The organism is Aeromonas sp. 600724 (assembly GCF_049175135.1).
GTDB lineage: Bacteria > Pseudomonadota > Gammaproteobacteria > Enterobacterales > Aeromonadaceae > Aeromonas > Aeromonas veronii_A.
In genome coordinates this window covers 171,334-190,671 of record NZ_JAAKUM010000002.1, presented here as the reverse complement: position 1 = coordinate 190,671, position 19,338 = coordinate 171,334, and the positions used below count along the sequence as shown (strand labels likewise).

General features: G+C 61.5%; 14 protein-coding genes. 6 read left to right on the top strand and 8 right to left on the bottom strand.

Annotated elements, in window-relative coordinates:
• Window positions 1-33 precede the first annotated feature (33 nt).
• Window positions 34-543 carry a PTS glucose transporter subunit IIA gene (gene crr, locus G5168_RS03045; RefSeq protein ID WP_216953167.1) on the top strand — a complete coding sequence of 170 codons (510 nt, stop codon included), beginning with the start codon at window positions 34-36 and terminating at the stop codon, window positions 541-543.
• Window positions 544-642: 99 nt separating this feature from the next.
• Here crr and G5168_RS03040 read toward each other — a convergent pair whose 3' ends face one another.
• From G5168_RS03040 to pykF, 3 genes are all read right to left on the bottom strand, one after another.
• Window positions 643-1,575, bottom strand: a complete 933-nt coding sequence (locus G5168_RS03040) for a GGDEF domain-containing protein (protein WP_227342250.1) — start codon at window positions 1,573-1,575, stop codon at window positions 643-645.
• 182 nt (window positions 1,576-1,757) lie between these two features.
• Entirely contained in the window at window positions 1,758-5,087 is a 3,330-nt protein-coding gene (gene mscK / locus G5168_RS03035; protein WP_227342251.1) for a mechanosensitive channel MscK, read from the bottom strand.
• Window positions 5,088-5,237: 150 nt separating this feature from the next.
• A complete protein-coding gene (pykF, locus tag G5168_RS03030; protein WP_031227651.1) occupies window positions 5,238-6,650 on the bottom strand; it encodes a pyruvate kinase PykF in 1,413 nt (470 codons plus the stop codon).
• A gap of 308 nt (window positions 6,651-6,958) precedes the next feature.
• Here pykF and G5168_RS03025 point away from each other — a divergent pair, with 308 nt between their 5' ends.
• Window positions 6,959-7,201, top strand: a complete 243-nt coding sequence (locus tag G5168_RS03025; RefSeq protein WP_227342253.1) for a hypothetical protein — start codon at window positions 6,959-6,961, stop codon at window positions 7,199-7,201.
• A 167-nt stretch (window positions 7,202-7,368) separates the two neighbouring features.
• A complete protein-coding gene (locus tag G5168_RS03020) occupies window positions 7,369-8,133 on the top strand; it encodes a DODA-type extradiol aromatic ring-opening family dioxygenase (RefSeq protein WP_040065863.1) in 765 nt (254 codons plus the stop codon).
• An 89-nt stretch (window positions 8,134-8,222) separates the two neighbouring features.
• On the opposite strand, the gene G5168_RS03015 is transcribed toward G5168_RS03020, so the two are convergent.
• The 3 genes from G5168_RS03015 to G5168_RS03005 form a co-directional block, all read right to left on the bottom strand.
• Entirely contained in the window at window positions 8,223-11,975 is a 3,753-nt protein-coding gene (locus G5168_RS03015; RefSeq protein ID WP_421251823.1) for an AAA family ATPase, read from the bottom strand.
• Entirely contained in the window at window positions 11,972-13,198 is a 1,227-nt protein-coding gene (locus tag G5168_RS03010; protein WP_421251822.1) for an exonuclease SbcCD subunit D C-terminal domain-containing protein, read from the bottom strand. The genes G5168_RS03015 and G5168_RS03010 overlap by 4 nt, the downstream gene beginning before the upstream one ends.
• A 103-nt stretch (window positions 13,199-13,301) precedes the next feature.
• Window positions 13,302-13,730 carry a GNAT family N-acetyltransferase gene (locus G5168_RS03005; protein ID WP_421231085.1) on the bottom strand — a complete coding sequence of 143 codons (429 nt, stop codon included), beginning with the start codon at window positions 13,728-13,730 and terminating at the stop codon, window positions 13,302-13,304.
• A 177-nt stretch (window positions 13,731-13,907) separates the two neighbouring features.
• Here G5168_RS03005 and rdgC point away from each other — a divergent pair, with 177 nt between their 5' ends.
• Both rdgC and ggt read left to right on the top strand, forming a co-directional pair.
• The gene (gene rdgC, locus G5168_RS03000; protein WP_005347467.1) at window positions 13,908-14,819 is read left to right on the top strand and encodes a recombination-associated protein RdgC; all 912 of its coding nucleotides are present in this window, start codon (window positions 13,908-13,910) and stop codon (window positions 14,817-14,819) included.
• Between the two features lie 177 nt (window positions 14,820-14,996).
• A complete protein-coding gene (gene ggt, locus G5168_RS02995; RefSeq protein WP_421251821.1) occupies window positions 14,997-16,778 on the top strand; it encodes a gamma-glutamyltransferase in 1,782 nt (593 codons plus the stop codon).
• 64 nt (window positions 16,779-16,842) lie between these two features.
• On the opposite strand, the gene G5168_RS02990 is transcribed toward ggt, so the two are convergent.
• Window positions 16,843-17,313 carry an FKBP-type peptidyl-prolyl cis-trans isomerase gene (locus G5168_RS02990; RefSeq protein ID WP_005338245.1) on the bottom strand — a complete coding sequence of 157 codons (471 nt, stop codon included), beginning with the start codon at window positions 17,311-17,313 and terminating at the stop codon, window positions 16,843-16,845.
• A gap of 173 nt (window positions 17,314-17,486) precedes the next feature.
• Window positions 17,487-18,635: a sodium:phosphate symporter gene (locus tag G5168_RS02985; RefSeq protein WP_005359054.1), complete on the bottom strand. Its 1,149-nt coding sequence runs from the start codon at window positions 18,633-18,635 to the stop codon at window positions 17,487-17,489.
• A gap of 249 nt (window positions 18,636-18,884) precedes the next feature.
• Here G5168_RS02985 and G5168_RS02980 point away from each other — a divergent pair, with 249 nt between their 5' ends.
• Window positions 18,885-19,259 carry a hypothetical protein gene (locus G5168_RS02980; RefSeq protein ID WP_005359057.1) on the top strand — a complete coding sequence of 125 codons (375 nt, stop codon included), beginning with the start codon at window positions 18,885-18,887 and terminating at the stop codon, window positions 19,257-19,259.
• Window positions 19,260-19,338 lie beyond the last annotated feature (79 nt).

Sequence of the window (19,338 nt, the reverse complement as noted above, 5' to 3'; positions counted from 1 at the left end):
AACAGCGACAAATCATCTCTAGGAGCTTTTACTATGGGTCTGTTCGACAAACTGAAGAAACTGGTGTCCGACGATAGCGCTGATACCGGCGGCATCGAAATCTTCGCTCCGCTGTCTGGCGAAATCGTGCCGATCGAAGATGTGCCTGACGTTGTCTTCGCCGAGAAGATCGTGGGTGACGGTATCGCCATCAAGCCGGCTGGCAACAAGATGGTTGCTCCGTGCGATGGCACCATCGGAAAAATCTTCGAGACCAACCATGCGTTCTCTCTGGAGTCCGACTCTGGTATCGAGCTGTTCGTTCACTTCGGTATCGACACCGTTGAACTGAAAGGCGAAGGCTTCAAGCGTATCGCTCAGGAAGGCCAGCAGGTCAAGCGCGGTGATACCATCATCGAATTCGATCTGGCCGTTCTGGAAGCAAAAGCCAAATCTACCCTGACTCCGGTGGTCATCTCCAACATGGACGAGATCAAAGAGCTGGTGAAGATGACTGGTGCCGTGACTGTGGGCGAGACTCCGGTTATCCGCATCAAGAAGTAATGGTCGGCTGGCCTATGCCAGTTGCCGCAGTAAAAAACCGAAGCCTGGTGCTTCGGTTTTTTTATGGTTGCGTGCGAGCTTCCCTTTCTGGCTATCAGGCTATTGTGCCGAGATGACCACCCGGTTACGTCCCTGCTCCTTCGCCTGATAAAGGGCCCGGTCTGCCATCATCAGCAGATAGTCGATGCTCTCCTGACCCTTCATGCTGGCACACCCCAGACTGATGGTTAGCGCGATCTGTTTTCCTTGCCATGGCAAGCGGGTGGTACTGACATGCTGGCGCAGTTGTTCGGCGCGCCGTGCTGCCTGTTCAATGCTGCAGTCTGGCAGGATCAGCAGGAACTCCTCCCCGCCCCAACGGGCCAAACTCTCCCCCGGCAACAGCTGGCCCGCCATGGCGTGGGCGACGGCGCAGAGCGCGGCATCGCCCGCAGGGTGGCCGTAGCGGTCATTGACCTGCTTGAAATGATCGATATCTCCCAGTACTACCGAGAGGGGCTGGCCCTGCAACCAGAGAGCCTGCAGCTGTTGCTGTGCGCCACGCCGGTTGGTCAGTTCGGTTAGGGGATCGGTGCAGGAGAGGCGGCTCACCTCTTCTACCATGCATTGCAGGTCGTGGATATCGCGAAAGGTGACGATATGGCTATCCGGGATGGCATCTGCCCCCAGCTGGGCAGTGACGATAAACCAGCGCGACTGACCGCTCTTGCAGCGGATCAGCGCAGGCATTTCGGCGACCTCCAGCCCATGGTGCAGGCTCTGCTCTATCTGGTTATGCCAGGCCTGAATTACCGAGTTGCGATAGCTCTCATCGGGATAGGCGAGGTGAAACCAACTCTCCATGTCCGGCAGATCCTGCAGCTCATAGCCCAGCTGTTCGCGAAAGGCCCTGTTGAGGAAGAGATGGCGACGCAGGGGGATCCGGTCGAGTGACATATGACCCTGGCTGGCTGTCGACTCGGACACCAGGATTGGGAGCGGGATCACATCAAAGGAGCGAAACAGAATGTGCTCTAGTTGTTGGTCATCCATGGGCGAAAACGCGGCTCCCTGCTCTCCCGTTCGTCAGCCTACATTAGGTGAGAGACCGCAGCGGGTAAACTCATTTATCACTCTCCGGTGGTTGCCTGAGGGGACGATCGTAGCAACGGGAACATAAAAAAGCCGCTCACCTGGGTGAGCGGCTGTTGTCATCAGATCAGTGCAGTTCGCTATCAGGCTGGCTGCTTGCCATCTTCCGCGGGAGGTGGCAGAGCGGCGGAGTTGGACTCCACCTTCTGCTCTTCGCCCTGCATGTTCTTGATGTAGACATCCATCTGGTTGAAGGCGATCTCGATGCCGTTCTCGCGGAACAGCTGGTCGATCTTGCGGTTCAACTCGTCTACCGCCGGGTTGCGATCACCCAGTTCGCTCACGAAGAAGCGCAGCTCGTGATCCAGAGTGCTGGCGCCAAAGGTGAGGAAGTAGACGATGGGGGCTGGGTCTTTCAGCACCCGGCTGTTTTCGTCGGCCGCCTGTTTGAGCAGGGTGCGGGTCAGCTCCAGATCCGAGCCGTACGCCACGCCCACCCGCACGATCACCCGGGTGACGGTGTCACTCAGCGACCAGTTGATGAGCCGTTCTGTCATCAGCTGCTGGTTGGGGATGATCACCTCTTTGCGGTCGAAGTCGGTCAGGGTGGTGGCGCGAATGCGGATCCGCGAGACGGTACCGGAGAAGGAGCCGATGGTGACGGTGTCACCGATCCGCACCGGACGCTCGAACAGGATGATGATGCCGGAGACGAAGTTGGAGAGGATCTCCTTCATGCCGAAACCGATACCGACTGACAGACCACCCGCTACCCACTGCAGCTTGTCCCACTGCACGCCCATCATGGAGAGAGCGGTGAGGGAGCCAAAGCCGATCAGTACGTAGTTGAGCATGGTGGTGATGGCGTAGGCGGTCCCCTGAGCCAGGTTGAGCTTGGAGAGCACCAGCACCTCCAGCAAGCCCGGCAGGTTGCGCGCCAGTGACCAGGCACCGCCGAGCAGCAGGAAGCCGATCAGCACGTCACTCAGGCTGATGGGGAACAGCACGGCGTTGGCGCCAGTGCCTTCGCTGCGGTGCCACAGCACCATGCTGTCGAGGTAGGAGAAGACCGCGACCAGATCGGACCAGAGCCAGTAGAAGGCGACGCCGAAGATCAGCATCAGCACGGTACGGGTCAGACGCAGGGACTGCTGGCTGACATCCTCCAGATCCATGGGCTGCTCTTCGATGGATTCGCCCCCTTCCGCATCTTCCGAAGATTTGTGCTCACGCTTGGCCACCGCACGGCGGTAGGCCAGACGACGTGCTGCCAGCTCCAGACCACGCAGGGCGGTGCGGTAGACCAGGCTCCAGATGATGATGAGGTAGAAGGATTCGATCAGGCGACCGGTGAGCTTCAGCGCGGTGTAGTAGTAACCGAGCACCGCCAGCACGATCAGCGCCACCGGCGCCAGCGCCAGGGCGATGGCGATCAGCGACTTCTGCATGCTCGCCTCGCCCTTGATGCGGGCGCGGGAGATGGGGAACACCAGATAGGCGGCCAGCCCCAGCAGGGTCAGGGTCATAGCCTGACCGATCACGTCGTTGCCCAGGGTGGAGGGTTCAACCACCGCCTTGGTTGCGAGCATGATGAGCGGCAGCAGTGGCAACCAGATGTAGCGCATGCTGTTGCGCTTGGCCTGCAGCTCCGCTTTCGGGATCCGGAAGTGGGTTTCGGCGATGCCACCCGGGCGCATCACCGCCAGATAGACGCTGAACACCAGATAGCCGAGGGCGAGGTTCAGGGTGATTTGGAACATCAGCTTGGGACTGAGCAGACCGCAGTAGGTGAGCAGCAGACCGCCAGCGAGAATGAACATGCTGCCCGGCAGGCGTTGCAGCACGGTATAGAGCAGGGCGCGCGGGGTGTGCCACTGGCTGTCCTGACGGAAACGGCCAAGGTCCTTGGTGATCTTCTTCTCGCGCTCAACCAGCGCCGGACGTTTCCAGACCAGCAGGCCGCCGATCAGCAGCAGCGGGAAGGCGAGCAGGGAGATCCCCAGCAGCTCTTCGCGCCAGCGTTTCCAGTCCGGTTTCAATACCCAGTCGGAGGCCTGTTTGTAGGCCTGGGCGGGCCAGCTGATAAACCACTTGCTGTCGATGGGCTTGTTGCTGCTTACCCAGAAGATGTGTTGCTGCAGGGTAAATTCGATAGAGGCATAGACCCGCGCCAGCTGCTGCTGGGTCAGCTGCAGGCTGATGGCGTTGGTGAGCTGGCTGTCGAGCTGGCGGTTGAGCTGATCGAGCAGATTGATGCGGGTGTCGAGCAGCTTGGCAAGGCTCTCTTTGTCCTCCTCGCTCACCGGATCCTTGCTGCCGGCGATCAGATTGTCCAGATAGAGGTTCTTCTGGAACAGCTGGTCACGCTGCTGGCTCAGTTCAAACTGGGCCAGATGGAGATCGGCGATCTGCTCTTCCAGGTTTTTGACGGCGATGGTGGGGGCCGCCTCCAGCTGCTGATAGAGCTGATAGAGGATGCGCGACAGCAGCAGATTGCCCTTGAGCATCTGCACCTGTTCATTGAGGTTGCGCTCGGTCTGGATGCCGCGCTCCAGCCAGCTCTTGGCTTGCAGGTTTTTCTGGACCAGCGAGTTGAGGCTGGTAGTGGCACCGATCAGCTGCTGGCTGAGCTGGTGGTTGAGCTCCTGCTCTTTTTGCACCAGCGGGCTGTCTTCGGTCGCCACCAGTTCACCGGTCTGCTCGGCGGTTTTTTCGGTGTCGCCGAGGCGCTTGGCGCTGCTCTGATCCTGCAACAGCTGCAGTTTCTGCTCTTCGCTGGCGAGACGGGCGCTCTGGTAGTCGCGCTGCTTGATCGCCAGATCCTGCATGCTGGTACGGTTATCCAGCTCCTTTTGCAGGTGGGCCAGTTGCAGGTCGAGCAGGGCCAGCTCGGCACCGAGCTTCATCTTCTCGGCGCTGGAGACGCTTTCACCTGCGTTGAGGCGGCTGCGGATCTCCTGACTGCGCTGGTAGGCACGGCTCATGCTGGCCTGGGCTCGCTCCGGCAGTGTCTGCAAGCTGGTGAGCTGGCTGCCGATGGCGCCGAGGGCCTCCTGGGCCGCCTGCATGTTGGCCAGCACTTCCGGCTGACGGCTGTCGAGTTCTGCCAGACTCATGCTGGCGTATTCGCTCTTGATCTGCTCTGCACTTTTGCCCTTGGTCAGGGCATCGAGCTTGGCGCTGATCTCTCTGAGTTCGGTGGGCAGGTTGCGGATCCGCTGGGCCTGGGTCTTGGCCTTCGCCTCCTCCTTGTCGATGTTGTCGAGCAGGCCGAGGGTTTCGGTCAGCAACTTCTGATCTGCTTGCTGACTGACGGTCAGGGTCTCTGATTTACCCAGACCATCCAGCGCTCGCTGAACTGCGTTGCGAGAGGGGACATCTTGCGCCATGGCTTGCGGGACGCAGAGGCTGGCGAGGAGACAGAGCAGCGGCAACAGGGTGGCCGAGACTCTTTTAAAACGTATTGAGGGCATATAACTTCCGGGTTATTACGCGATATTCGGGAGATTTCCCGCATAGATTAAATTCGCGTGGATTCTAACACCGGGCTTGTCAGGTAAGCAGGGGGGAGGGACAAAAAAAACGGCGCCCGCAGGCGCCGTTTTCAACTCGTTCAGCTCTGATTAAAGAACGTGAACAGAAGCGGTGTTGGTGGTGCCGCTCGGTACCAGAGCACCGGAGACCATCACAACCACGTCACCTTTCAGACCCATGCCGATTTCCAGCGCGGCTTCTTTACCGATGCGATAGAAATCGTCGGTAGAGGCGATGCTGTCAACCACGTGAGCAACCACACCCTTGGTCAGAACCAGCTGGGCAGCAGTTTTCTTGTTGGTGGTGATAGCCAGGATCCAGGCTTTCGGGAAGTACTTGCGAATGGCCTTGGCAGATTTGCCGCCTTCGGTAGCAACCACGATCAGCGGGGCGTCCAGCTTCTCGGAGGTCTCTACGGCGCCTTTACATACGGCTTCGGTGATGCGCAGCTTGTTGCTGTCGTTTGCAGCAGACAGGTTGGACGGCATCACGGCATCGGTACGCTCGCAGATGGTGGCCATGATGGTCACGGCTTCCAGCGGGTACTTACCCTTGGCGGATTCACCGGACAGCATGACTGCGTCGGTACCGTCCAGGATGGCGTTGGCCACGTCACCAGCTTCGGCGCGGGTCGGACGCGGGTTCTTGATCATGGAGTCCAGCATCTGGGTGGCAGTGATAACCACTTTGCGGGCTTTGTTGCACTTGGCGATGATCATCTTCTGGGCGAAGATAACTTCTTCAACCGGGATCTCTACACCCATGTCGCCACGAGCAACCATGATGCCGTCGGAAACAGCCAGGATCTCGTCGAAGTTGTCCAGACCTTCCTGGTTTTCGATCTTGGAGATGATCTGGATGTTCTCGCCACCGTGGGCTTTCAGGTGCTCACGGATTTCCAGAACGTCTTCTTTCTTGCGGATGAAAGAAGCAGCAACGAAATCAACGCCTTGCTCGCAACCGAAGATCAGGTCGCGCTTGTCTTTCTCGGCCAGGGCCGGCAGCTTGATGGAGACGCCCGGCAGGTTAACGCCTTTGTTCTCGCCCAGGTCACCGTTGTTCAGCACTTTACAGATAACTTCGCGCTCGGTGATTTCGATAACGTCCAGACCGATCAGGCCGTCATCAACCAGAATGCGGTTGCCGACGCGCAGATCGTTGGCGAAACCTGCATAGGTCACAGCCACTTTGTCTTTGTTGCCAACCACGGTCTGGTCGGTGGTGAAGGTGAAAGTCTGGCCAGCGACCAGCGCGACGTCGTTGCCGCCTTCCAGCTTCATGGTACGGATTTCCGGACCCTTGGTGTCCAGCAGGATAGCTGCGTGCTTGCCGGTCTCGGCCATTACAGCGCGCAGGTTGCTGATGCGGCTGCCGTGCTCGGCGTAGTCACCGTGGGAGAAGTTCAGGCGCATGACGTTCATGCCGGCGTCCAGCATTTTGGCCAGCATTTCTTTGGATTCGGTCTTCGGACCGATGGTGCAGACAATTTTGGTCTTTTTCATGTCAATCTTCATGGTTAAGGAATTTCCGCCGAGCAATATACACCAGTTTTTGGAATCTTTTTATGATCCAGAAACAACGTTTTGACCAGATAACGTTTTCTTTTCAGGGATAACGTTTTCCTGTGAGTCACATTTTAGAGCATACGGCCACAGGTTCGGGCTGAAGGGATACAAATGTTGCCATCTGTGGTTGTTTGGCCGGGTTGAGGTTCAGATGTTGTAAAATGACCACCCGTCCGCTGTCACCGTCTTGTCACCGGCTTGCGCAAAAATGTTAGTTCATTGGCGCACGGGTGAAGGAGGCCGAGATGAAAAACAGCCATGAAACCGGATGGGCTCTGCTCTTGCTGGGCGCCGCCCTGCTGCTGGTTCAGACACTGCCAGCCCGCTACTGGCCTGATAATGCGCGACTGCTGGCGATTTTCTCCCATCCGGTGAAAGGGGAGGTGGCCGCCGAGGGATTGGCGTGGCGAGAGTGGCAGGATCACAGTGCAGCGACCCGGATGGCGCTTCGCGCAGTCCGACTGCAGCCGGAAGCGTCGCAGCCTTGATATCTATTGCTGCTTACCGGTCGTGAAAGCGTGAAATTATCAACCATTGGTTGATAGTTCTTATCTATCTTGCTGGATTGTCCACCTTTCATGGCGGGAGGATAATCGATTCCAACAGCGATATCCCCTCCGGTATCGCCCCCTGATACTTTGTTGGAGTCTGCTTTATGTCCCTCGCCCCTGTCTGGTTTATCTCCCACGGCGCACCGGATCTGGTGCTGCGTGAGCAACCCGCCACCCGCTTTCTGCGAACCCTGCGTCTGGGTGAGCTCAAGGGGCTGGTGGTCATCTCCGCCCACTGGTTCAGCCGCGAGCTACAGATCAACGTCGAGCCCAAACCGGCCTTGATGTACGACTTCTATGGCTTCCCCGAGCCCCTCTACCGGATGCGCTGGCCTGCCAGCAGCCCCGAGTGGCTGCAACAAGGGGTGAGCGACCAGCTGGCACTGGCCGGACTGACCGCCACCCCGGTGCGGCGCGAGCTGGATCACGGGGTCTGGTCGCCGCTCTCCCTGATCGACCCAAACAGCGAGATCCCGCTGGTGCAGATCTCCATTCCCGCCAGCTTCACCCCGGCCCAGTTGTGGCAGTTGGGAGAGGTGTTGGGGGCGTTGCGCAGTCAGGGGATTGGCATCCTCGCCTCAGGCGCCATCACCCACAACCTGCGGGCGCTGGCACCGGAAGGCTCGCCGGTGCCGGAGTGGGCCAGCCAGTTTGTCGACTGGCTGGAGCAGAAGATGGCCGACGAGGATCGGCTGGCGCTGCTCGACTATCGCCAGCAGGCTCCCGGTGCGGTGGAGTCCCATCCCCACGACGACCACCTGCGCCCGCTCTTTGTGGCGTTGGGGGCGGCCGACGGTGTGGCGCCCACCCGGCTGCACGAAAGCTGGGATGGCGGCAGCCTCTATATGGGCGCCTACCGCTTCGGCTGATAGCCTCTCAACAAGACCCCGCCAATTGGCGGGGTCTTGTTATTTACGGCGTGGTGGACCGATGGTAGTGGTGATTGAGCCGAAGGCTCTCAGGGAACCACTACCCGGCTCTCGCCGCCGCCGAGGGCTTCGACTCTGATCTGCACGCCAATCCGCTCTACAAGCGTCTGAACGTGGGAGATGACCCCGATCTGGCGACCGGCGGCCTGCAGGGAGTCGAGGCTGGCGAGCGCCAGATCCAGACTGTCTGGATCGAGCGTGCCAAACCCTTCGTCAATAAACAGCGACTCGACCTGGGTCTGCCGTGACGAGAGGCTGGAGAGGGCCAGCGCCAGCGCCAGCGATACCAGGAAACTCTCGCCACCGGAGAGGGAGTCCACCGAACGCACCTCGTCCCCCATGTCGAGATCCACCACTTGTAGCGCCAGATCGGTGCCGGGTACCCGCTCCAGCCGGTAGCGCGGTGATAGCTCGGCGAGCTGGGCGTTGGCCTCCAGCAGCAGACGCTCGAGGGTGAGGCTCTGGGCGAAGGTGCGGAACTTGGCGCCGTTGGCTTGCCCGATCAGATCGCACAGCTGCTGCCAGTGGTCGGCCACTGTCTGCTGGGCGGCCAACTCCTGTTGCAGGCTACCCGCCTTGAGAGCGGCGGCTTCGGCCTGTGCCAGTTTGCTCTTGCACTCGAACAGCTGCTCTTCAAGGGCGCGACAACGGGCATCGAGTGCCGCCAGTTGATCGCTCAGCTCTGCATCCGGCAGGGCGGCCAGCTCGGGGTGGTGCTCGCGATAGCGATCCCGCTTGCTCTCCTCCAGTGCCAGCGCCCGTTGCCGCTCGGCAAGGCGGGTGCGCGCCTCGCCAAGGGCATCTTCCAACCCTTGCAGAGCAGAGCGGCGAGCCTTGAGTTCATCGGGGGTGATGGCGAGCAGGCGGCGCAGGTCGTACTCGGCAATGCCAAGGGTGCTGGCGTGGGCGGCCCAGCGGCCCAGCACCTCCCGCTTGCGGCGGCTGCTGGTCTGCTTTTCCTGCTCCACATGGGTGAGGCGGGTTTTGAGCTCGGTCTGCCGCTCCCGCAGAGCGCGGGCGCCACTTTGCATCAGCTCCAGTTCGCTGGCGAGTTGTTGCAGACGCTGTTGCCAGCGGCTCTCGACCAGCGGGATCTCCTCGCCACCGAGACAACCGCTGCGGCTGGTGAGCAGCCCCTGCCGTTGCTGTTCGTGCTCCTTGTAGTCCCGCTCGAGTTTGTGCAGCAGCTCGCGCTGAGTCTGCAGGCGTGCCTCCTGCGCGCTCAGGGCGGGGGTGAGGCTGGCGATCTCGCTGGCCAGACGCTCCCACTCGCTCTGGCCGTGCAGCCAGGCCTCGCAGGCTCGCTGCCACTCGTGCCACTGCTGGCTGCCGAGCCACTGGCGCCACGGTTGGCCGCCCATCTGCTCGTCGAGGCGGTGGGCGCCTTGCTCAAGGCGCTGGCGCAGGGTCGCCTCCTGCTCGCCCATCCCCTTTACTTCCCCTTCCAGCGCGATGCGCTGGCGATCGGCCTCCTGCCACTGCTGGTCAAACTGCTGGTGCTGGGCAGCCAGTTGGCTCAGTTGTTGACGCACCCCTTGCAGCTGTTGTTGGCCAAGCTGGGCCTGACGCAGCAGCTGCTGGCTCTGGGCCAACCCCTGCTCCAGCGCCTGGCCACGGCCAAGCAGGGTGCTCATCAGCTCGTTCCACTCAATGGGGCTTTGGCGCAGCGGCAGCGAATGGCCGAGCAGGGTATCGCCCCCCAGCTGTTGCCAGCGCTGGGTCAGCTGCTCGGCGCGGGTTTCCAGCTCCGGCAGATGTTGCTGGCGCACCGCCAGCTGGCGGGCCAGCTCCTGACGCTCGCTCTCGCACTGGATGTATTGATGATTGAGCCGCTCCCATTCGAGTTCGAGGCTTCTGACCCGCTCCGCCAGCTGACCTAGGATCCCCGCCACCTGGGGCTGGCTCTGGCTGTAGGGGTGCTCCACGGAACCGCACAGCGGGCAAGGTTCGCCATCGCTCAGGATATGGCGATACTGCTCGAAGCTGGCGATGGCGCGGGACTGCTCCAGCGCGTGGCGCGCCTCATCCCGCTGCAGGGCGAGCCGCTCGCGGGCGGGGGCCAGCTCTTCGCCGAGGGTGGCGAGCTTGCCAAGGGCCTGCTCCAGCTGGGCAATCTCCTGTTGCAGGCGGGTATGCTGCTCGCCGTGGTTGCGGCCGTAATCGGCCAGCTCCAGCAGCTGGCGCAGCTGGCCCAGCTGTTCGGTCTGTTGCTGCCACTGCTCCTGCGCTTTGGCGAGGCGGCTCTCCCACTGCTGCTCCTGCAGCTCGTTCTGTTGCTGTTGCAGCCGAGCTTGTTCATGTTGCCAGTAGTCGCGCTCCTGCTGACCTTGCTCCAGTTGGCGCTGCAACTGTTGCAGGGCGCGCAGCTTGTGATCCCGCAGGGTGAGCAGTTGCTGCAGCTTGTCGGCATCCTCTGCCCAATCCTGCATGGCAGTGAGCAGGGGCTGCCACTGGCGGGCAACCGGTGCCAGCTCCTTGTGCTCTTCGAGCCAAAGTCCCCACTGCTGGTGCTGCTGCTTGAGCAGTTCCACCTGTCTGCTCTGCTCGCGCCAGCCCTGCTCGAGGGTGAGCTGCACTTCTCGCTCTTGCGCCCCCTCCTGCTGGATCTTCTGCAACTGCTGTACTTTTTCCCGGAGGCGGGTATCAAGCTCCTGCGCCCGCTTGAGTTCGGGTTGCAGGGCACCCCATTCCCGCTCGGCGGCGATCTTCTCCGCCAGCAGCTGCTGCTCGGTCAGCGCGCTCTGTTGGGTCTGCTCCTCGAGTTTGGCAAGCTCCGGCCCCAGCTCGGCGATCACCTTCTCCTGCTGCTGCACTTCCAGAGTGAGGCGGGCCAGCTCGTCGTGATCGGCGCGGGCCACCTGGGCCTGTTCGGCACGGGCAAACTCCTCGCGCTCGGGGGCCGCGGCGCCGTGGGCCTGCAGGGCGGCATCGAGCGCCGCCTGTCCCTCGGCGCAGCCCTGCAACTGGGCGGCAATGCGGCTATTGAGATCGCGCAAGTCCTGCATCAGCTGCTGTTGTTGCTGTTCATGCTTGAGGGTGGTGGAGATGCTTATCTGCTGGCTCACCCACTGTTCGCGGGTCGCTTCGTCCATCAGCGCTACGTCGCCGAGGCGTTGAGTGATGGCGGCCAGCTTCTGCTGCTCCTCCCGCGCCCGCTCATAGGTCTGGATGGAGATGGCGGAGTAGAGCTCGGTGCCGGTCATCCGTTCGAGCAGGGCGGAGCGCTCGTTGGCATCCGATTTGAGGAAGGCGGCAAATTCCCCCTGCGGCAGGATCACCGCGCGGCGGAACTGCTCCCAGGAGAGACCCACCAGCTCGTCGATGCGATCCTGCAGCTCCCGCTTGCTGCCGGAGAAGACCTGCCCGGACTCCACATCGGTCAGGGTGCGCTCCTGCGCCTGAAAGCGCCCTTCCGAGCGGTTGCGTGCCCGGCGTACCGCCCAGCGGGCCAGCCAGATGCGGCCATCACAGCCGCGAAATTGCACCTCGGCAAAGCCGCTGGCGTGACCGCGGCTGAGGATGCCGCGCACATCGTTGGCCTTGAGTTTCTCCTCGTCATCCATGCGGCCCACTTCGGCCACGTTCTTGCGATTGGCGATAAAGCGCGGCATTTCGTCGTAGAGGGCCAGACAAATGGCGTCGAGCAATGTGCTCTTGCCCGCGCCGGTATTGCCGGTGATGGCAAACAGGCCGGCAGCGCCGAGCGCCCCCCTGGTAAAGTCGATGGTGAAGGTGCCGGTCAGACTGGCCAGATTCTCACCAGACAGAGACAAGATTTTCATTGGTTTGACTCCTTCACCTGCTCCAGGATCTCTTCAAACGAGGCAACCAGCCCAGCCTCGGGCTCCCCTTCAAACTGGCGCTGATAGCAGAGGCGAAACACCTCGGTGGGGGAGAGCTCATCGAGCCTGCGCCGCTCGCGACCATCGGCCAGCCCTTCCCCCGAGCCCTGATACTGGGTGCTGATGCGGGCCAGACGCACCGGCTTGTCTGCGATGGCCGCCAGAATACGCTCGCGGATGCGGGCTTCTGGCTTGGGCAGCAGCAGCCGTACTTCGAGGAAAGGCTGTGCTTCTTGTGGACAATCAGGCAGCTCGAGCGATGCGATGGCTTTGAGTGCGTCGTCGAGGCTGCTCTGGGGCAGGCGGATCATCTCCACCGCGCGGGGTACCGGGATCCGCTCCAATCCGGTCAGTTTCCCCTCTGCAAAGGTCACTTCCAGCACCTGATGGTTGTAGTTGGCTTCGGCAAGCGAGAGCGGTAGTGGCGAGCCGCTGTAGTGCACCCCAGTGGCCGGGCTCTGGGCCAGATGGAGGTGGCCGAGCGCCGTGTAGTCTGCACCGGCAAAGAGTTCGGCGGGCAGGGCGTGCTGGTTGCCGCCAAGTACCCGCCGCTCCGACAGCTCCGAGAGCTGGCCCGCCGCCAGATAGGCGTGGCCCATGGCGATCAGTGGCAGATCCTCCCCGCAGCGAGCGCGCCCTTCGGCCAGCACCTCGGCATAGACCTGCCGTACCCCTTCGATCAGCCGGTCCTGCCCTTCTTCCAACGGCTCCACCCGCAGATCGCTGCTGCGCAGGAACGGCACGGCGGCGCACCAGGCGGCAATGTTGCCCTCCTTGTCTTGCAGCGGTACCAGCAGGCGGTCGGCCTCGAGCTTGCCCTCACTGTCGCGACTGATGCTGCCCACCAGATGCAGATCAAAGGCCCGCAGCAGCTCGTGGGGGGCATCGAGCTTGGAGGGAGAGTCGTGGTTGCCGCCGATCAGCACCATGTTGAGGTGGGGCATTTCAGCGCGGAGTCTGGCCAGAAAGCGGTAGAGCTGTTGCCAGGCGCTGGCGGGGGGATTGGCGGTATCAAACAGATCGCCCGCCACCAGCAGGGCGTCGATCTCGCGCGCCTTGAGGGTGCCGCTCAGCCAGTCGAGAAAGGCATCGTGTTCAAAACGGCGGTCATGGCCATGAAGTTGATGGCCAAGGTGCCAGTCGGCGGTATGGAGGATTTTCATTGGAAAGCAGCCCGGTTGCAGGGATGGTGCCCGCGGCACCCGATGGAGACAAGATGAGGATGCCCCTTGCTTTTTTCAAGTAAAACAGGGGGCTGGCATCGATTCAGGCCGGTTCGCAGCACATCCTGTATTGGGGGTGGCCGGTAAGGGGATCGGACTCTTCACCCTTGATGACGAAACCGTGGCGACGATAGAAACGCACCGCCTGATCGTTCTCGACGAAGACCCTAGCGTGGAGCGACGCCCCCTGACGCTTGGCCTCCTGCAAGAGGGCATGGCCAACGCCGCGGCCCTGACGGTCGGGGCGCACGAACAGGGCGGCGAGATAGTTGTCCACCAGTGCCATGAAACCGAGCAGATCGCCACGCTCCTCGAACACCCAGATGGCGGCGCGATCGAGATAGCGGGTACGCAGATCCTCTTGGGCCTGCCACCAGCAGGAGGCATCGACGAAATCGTGGGCCTGCAGGGAGGCCAGCAACCAGATTTCGACGATCTCTTCCATGTCTTCCGGGCGACTGGGCCGCAACATACCTTCATCCTTATTAACAATTTACTTTCGCAGTCTAGGAGAACTTGATGAACAAACTGGTGACATAAATGAGACCCTGTGAGGTCGATCGCCCTTTATTTAGCGAGAATGATTGGCTGATCACAAAGCGCCTCTCTAGTACAATGCCCGCCGGACAATCTAGAGACCGAGGACGCCATGTGGTTTAAAAACCTGCAGATTTATCGCTTTACCCGCCCCTTTGACCTGACCGTGGATCAGCTGGAAACCCAGCTGGAAGCCTGTGCCTTCACCCCTTGCGGCAGTCAGGACATCTCCCGTTTCGGGTGGGTCAAGCCCCTTGGCAAATTCGGCTCAACCCTGACCCACTCTGCCTCCGGCCACATCCTCATCTGCGCCCGCAAAGAGGAGAAGATGCTCCCCGGCACCGTGGTCAAGGAGATGCTGGCCGAGAAGGTAGAAGCGATCGAGTTCGAACAGGGACGCGCCCTCAAGAAGAAAGAGAAGGAAGCGCTGAAAGAGGAGATCCTCCACACCCTGCTGCCCCGTGCCTTCAGTCGTACCAGCCAGACCTTCGCCTGGATCAATCCGGCCGACAATTTAATGGTGGTGGATGCAGGTTCTGCCAAGAAGGCGGACGATCTGCTGGCGCTGCTGCGCAAATCCATCGGCTCCCTGCCGGTGGTGCCGGTGGCCCTCAAGAACCCGCCCGAGATCACCATGACCGAGTGGCTGAACGAGGGCAATCTGCCAGCCTCCTTCACTCTGGAAGACGAAGCCGAGCTGCGCAGTGCCATGGAGCACGGCGGCATCATCCGCTGCAAGCAGCAGGATCTGATGACGGATGAAATCAAGAACCACCTGGCCAACGACAAGCTGGTGACCAAGCTGGCCCTCAACTGGGGCGAGACCGTCAGCTTCGTGCTGGGGGATGATCTCTCCATCAAACGCCTGAAATTCAGCGAAGAGCTGCGCGAGCAGAACGACGATGTCACCAGCGAAGATCCGGCCGCCCGTCTGGATGCGGACTTCGCGCTGGTCACCGCCGAGCTGTCCCAGTTTATCCCGGCGCTGTTTGCCGCCCTGGGTGGCGAAGAGCAGTCCATCTAAGCGAACTGGCTCTACCTGATTGAAAAAAACCGCCTTCGGGCGGTTTTTTTATATCTGTTACGGATAGCCATTATTGATAGATGAGTAAGATATTGATCTTGTTCAATAACTTGAGCTACCAGCGCCAATCGTGACATAGTCCCTTTTCATGGTCATAAAACAGACAAGGAGAGTGTCATGTTGCGCAAACCTCTGGGGCTGGCTGTCGCCCTTGCCCTGCTGGCCGGTTGTGCCAGTGACAACGGCTTTCACTACACCCCGCCAGCCCAGACCCTGATTGCGCCGGAGGCGGCCAGTGGCTGGACCGACAAGCAGGGCTGGCAGGGCCATGACTTCATGGTGGCGGCCGCCAACCCGCTGGCGGTGGATGCGGGCTACCAGATCATCAAGGCTGGTGGCAGTGCCGTCGATGCCGCCATTGCGGTGCAGCTGGTATTGACGCTGGTGGAGCCGCAATCCTCCGGGATCGGTGGCGGAACGCTGCTGCTGGTGTGGGATGGCCGCAAGGTGAGTGCGGTGGATGGTCGCGAGACGGCGCCGGCTGCCGCCACCGACCAGCTGTTTATGCAAGATGGCAAGCCGCTGGCGTTTTATGACGGGGTGGTCGGAGGCCGCTCGGTCGGCGTTCCCGGCACCCTGCGCGCGCTGGCACTGGCCCATCAGCGTTATGGCAAGCTGCCCTGGGCTGCGCTGTTCGAGCCTGCCATCACGCTGGCAGAACAAGGATTTGTGATTAGTCCACGGCTGGCCACCTTGCTGGCCAAGGATCCCTATCTGGCACGGGATCCGCAGGCGCGAGCCTACTTCTATCAGGCGGATGGCAGCCCCAAAACGGCGGGTACCCGGCTGACCAACCCGGCGCTGGCCAAGGTGCTGCGCACTCTGGCCACAGAGGGGGCGGATGCCTTCTATCAGGGGCCGCTGGCGGATGCCATGGTGGCCAAGGTGCGTCAGCATCCCACTAATCCCGGGGTTCTGGCGGCCACCGATCTGGCCAGCTATCAGGCCAAACTGCGGGATGGCCTCTGCTTTGACTATCGCCAGAGCAAGATCTGCGGCTTTCCCACTCCCTCGTCCGGCACCCTGGCACTCGGCCAGATCTTCGGCATGCTGGAGAGCCGCGATATGGCGGCCTTCAAGCCGATCACCACCAAGGAGGGGGGACTGGCTGCCTCCAGCGAGGCTATCCACCTCTACAGCGAAGCTGCGCGTCTGGCCTTCGCCGATCGCAACCAGTACGTCGCCGACAGCGATTTTGTCAGCGTGCCGGTGCAGGGGTTGTTGGACAAGGGCTATCTGGCCGAGCGCGGCAAGCTTGTCGGTCAGCACTCCATGGGGATTGCCAAGCCCGGTACGCCGCCACTGGCGCTGGCGCGCGGCAAGGATGCGACCCCGGAACTCCCCTCTACCAGCCATGTCTCGATCGTCGACAAGGCGGGGATGGCCATCTCCATGACCAGCTCCATCGAGGATGGTTTCGGATCGCGTCAGATGGTCAACGGCTACCTGCTCAACAACCAGCTCACCGATTTCTCCTTCACCTCGGTGGATGCCGCCGGTCTGCCGGTGGCAAACCGGGTGGAGCCGGGCAAGCGGCCCCGCTCCTCCATGTCACCCCTGCTGGTGTTTGACAAGCCAAGCGGCGAGCTGACCATGACGCTGGGCTCGCCGGGGGGCTCCGCCATCATCAACTATGTGGGCAAGACCCTGCTCGGTACTCAGGATTGGGGCCTGAACCTGCAACAGGCCATCAACCTGCCCAACTTTGGCAGCCGCAACGGCCCCACCGAGCTGGAAGCGGGACGCACCCCCATGTCGGTGGTCGAGGGATTGAAGGCGAGGGGACACGAGGTGGTGCTAAATGAACAAACTTCCGGCCTGCAGGGGGTTGAGCGAAACGCTGGCGGCTGGTTTGGCGCAGCGGATCCGCGCCGGGAAGGGATCGCCAAGGGGGAGTGAGGTTCCCATAGCAACAAGGCCAGCATAATGCTGGCCTTGTTGTTGATGGAGCGTGACGGAGCGGTTACTGGATACCCAACAGCTCCACGTCAAAGATCAGGACGGATCCCGGCGGGATTTTGCCAGCGGCGCGGTCGCCGTAGGCGAGGTTGGCGGGGATGTAGAAACGGGTCTTCTCACCTTCCACCATCAGCTGCACCCCTTCGGTCCAGCCAGCGATCACCTGATTGAGGCCAAACTCGATGGGCTCGCCACGGGCGACCGAGCTATCAAAGACGGTGCCGTCCAGCAGTTTGCCCTCGTAGTGCACCTTCACCTTGCTGGTGGCGGTGGGGTGAACGGTGCCGGTGCCGGGGGTCAGCACTTCGTACTGCAGGCCGGAGGCGGTGGTGGTCACCAGCGGTTTGTCCTTGTTGCTGGCGAGGAACTCGGCGCCAATCCGCACGTTGTCGGCCGCCAGCTTCTTGTTGTTGCTGCTGGAGTAGAAGTAGTAGGCCACCCCGGCGATGAGCAGCGCGATCAGTATGAATTTCATCGGTTTTTCCTGTTCCATGAAATGTAAAAAGTGCAATGAGGGCGCCATCTTATCGCGCACCGCCCCTGATGGCGAGCCACAGGGCGGGAGGATGTGAGCGGGCAGCCAAAGCCCGGCGAGCTGGACGCAAAAAGGGCGAGTCAGTGACTCGCCCCTCGTCATGGCTGCGGCGCTTACTTGGCGGCCACCATCATCAGGGCGGGCAGGGCGAAGAAGAGACCTGTCACATAACCCAGAGCCAGCAGCTTGTTCTCGCTGCCGACCCGGGCCAGCCCCTCGGCGGCGCGTACCGGCAGGTCACGCAGGAAGGGGATGCCATAGATGATGACCACGGCAAAGAGGTTGAACAGCACGTGGACCAGTGCGATGGTCAGGGCCAGCTGGGCACCGGCTCCACTGATAGCGGTGGCAGCCAGCAGGGCGGTGATAGTGGTCCCGATATTGGCCCCCAGGGTGAAGGGGTAGAGCTGACGGGTGCTGAACACGCCGCCGCCGGCCAGCGGGATCATCAGGCTGGTGGTGGTGGAGGAGGATTGCACCATGATGGTCACCAGCGCACCGGAGGTGATGCCGGTCAGCGGGCCACGGCCCAGTGCCTTGTGCAGCACCTCTTTAGCACGGCCAACCAGTACCTGTTGCAGCACTTTGCCCAGATAAGTGACGCAGGCGAGGATCAGCAGGATACCGATGACGATAGTGGCGATGGCGGCACCCTTGCCCGGCAGGAAGGCAACGGCGCTGTCAATCAGCTGCTGGGCCGGTGCGGTCAGCGGCTTCATGAAGTCCATGCCCTTCATCGACATGTTGGCGGAGCCTACCAGCAGGTTGGCCAGCCACTCGGCGCTGTGTTGCAGCAGACCGAACATCAGTTCCAGCGGCAGGAAGATGAACACCGCCAGCAGGTTGAAGAAGTCGTGCACGGTGGCGGCGGCGAAGGCGCGGCGGAACTCGGCGCGATCCCGCACATGGCCCATGGAGACAATGGTGTTGGTGATGGTGGTGCCGAGGTTGGCACCCATCACCATGGGGATGGCCATGCTGATGGGCAGGCCGCCAGCCACCAGACCGACGATCACCGAGGTGACGGTGCTGGAGGATTGCACCAGCGCGGTAGCGAGAATACCCAGCAGCAGGGCGACAAAGGGGTTGTTGGCAAAGGCGAAGATCTGGGCTGCGCCCTCGGCGCCGCCGGAGAAATCTTTGAAGCCGTGGGAGATGGCGCCCACGGCAACCAGGATCAGGTAGACCAGTACGATGACACTCATCCAGTTGAACAGGGCGCGGGTCGCGGGCGGCTGTGACAAGGAGTGATGGTGTTGCATAAAGCCTCTTGAGACGGTCGTTCCGTCTTGGGTTGTTGATGACCCGCGCATTTAATCAATGGTTAATGACAGAAATATGACAACGTGACATTTCGATGATGTTTTTATGACGACGAACTGCGGCGACAGGCGCTGACCAAGCCGGTTGGCTCTGGGGTGGCAAAAGGGGGGACGAAAGCACTGCCGCCTTGCCAGCCGGAATGTGATCGCTACACTGCGCCCCTTTATTGGCAAGCAGGAGTAAACAAGATGATGCGTGCATGGATCCTCTCTCTGTCGCTGGGGCTGCTCTCGGCAGGGGCACAGGCCAGCCTGTTGAAAACCGACTGCAACCTCGACAAGGCCCTCAAAAACGAAGCGGTGAATGCCACTCTGGGAGTCAAGGGCAACTGTGATACCAGCAAGCTGGTGAAGCAGGAGAAAGAGAAGGTGAAAGCCGAGGTGCAAAAAGGCCGCAACGACCTGCTGGGCGAGAAGCGTGCCGACCTCAAGGAGAGCGGCAACGGTATGCAGCAGAAGATGGACAAGGCAAACCAGCAGCTGCACAAGGCGGAGCAGGATGCCAAGACCATCGCTCGCGATCCGCTCAAGGCTGCGGCGACCGCCGTACTGGATAAGCAGTAAGCAGACCGGGCCCAAGCCCGTGTGACCGGCCACAGACCGGCAGCAAAAAGGGGAGCCATGGCTCCCCTTCTGTCTATCC

Coding starts and splice junctions, on each gene's coding strand:
- crr (WP_216953167.1), top strand. CDS start 34: ATGGGTCTGTTCGACAAACTGAAGAAACTGGTGTCCGACGATAGCGCT.
- G5168_RS03040 (WP_227342250.1), bottom strand. CDS start 1,575: ATGGATGACCAACAACTAGAGCACATTCTGTTTCGCTCCTTTGATGTG.
- mscK (WP_227342251.1), bottom strand. CDS start 5,087: ATGCCCTCAATACGTTTTAAAAGAGTCTCGGCCACCCTGTTGCCGCTG.
- pykF (WP_031227651.1), bottom strand. CDS start 6,650: ATGAAAAAGACCAAAATTGTCTGCACCATCGGTCCGAAGACCGAATCC.
- G5168_RS03025 (WP_227342253.1), top strand. CDS start 6,959: ATGAAAAACAGCCATGAAACCGGATGGGCTCTGCTCTTGCTGGGCGCC.
- G5168_RS03020 (WP_040065863.1), top strand. CDS start 7,369: ATGTCCCTCGCCCCTGTCTGGTTTATCTCCCACGGCGCACCGGATCTG.
- G5168_RS03015 (WP_421251823.1), bottom strand. CDS start 11,975: ATGAAAATCTTGTCTCTGTCTGGTGAGAATCTGGCCAGTCTGACCGGC.
- G5168_RS03010 (WP_421251822.1), bottom strand. CDS start 13,198: ATGAAAATCCTCCATACCGCCGACTGGCACCTTGGCCATCAACTTCAT.
- G5168_RS03005 (WP_421231085.1), bottom strand. CDS start 13,730: ATGTTGCGGCCCAGTCGCCCGGAAGACATGGAAGAGATCGTCGAAATC.
- rdgC (WP_005347467.1), top strand. CDS start 13,908: ATGTGGTTTAAAAACCTGCAGATTTATCGCTTTACCCGCCCCTTTGAC.
- ggt (WP_421251821.1), top strand. CDS start 14,997: ATGTTGCGCAAACCTCTGGGGCTGGCTGTCGCCCTTGCCCTGCTGGCC.
- G5168_RS02990 (WP_005338245.1), bottom strand. CDS start 17,313: ATGAAATTCATACTGATCGCGCTGCTCATCGCCGGGGTGGCCTACTAC.
- G5168_RS02985 (WP_005359054.1), bottom strand. CDS start 18,635: ATGCAACACCATCACTCCTTGTCACAGCCGCCCGCGACCCGCGCCCTG.
- G5168_RS02980 (WP_005359057.1), top strand. CDS start 18,885: ATGATGCGTGCATGGATCCTCTCTCTGTCGCTGGGGCTGCTCTCGGCA.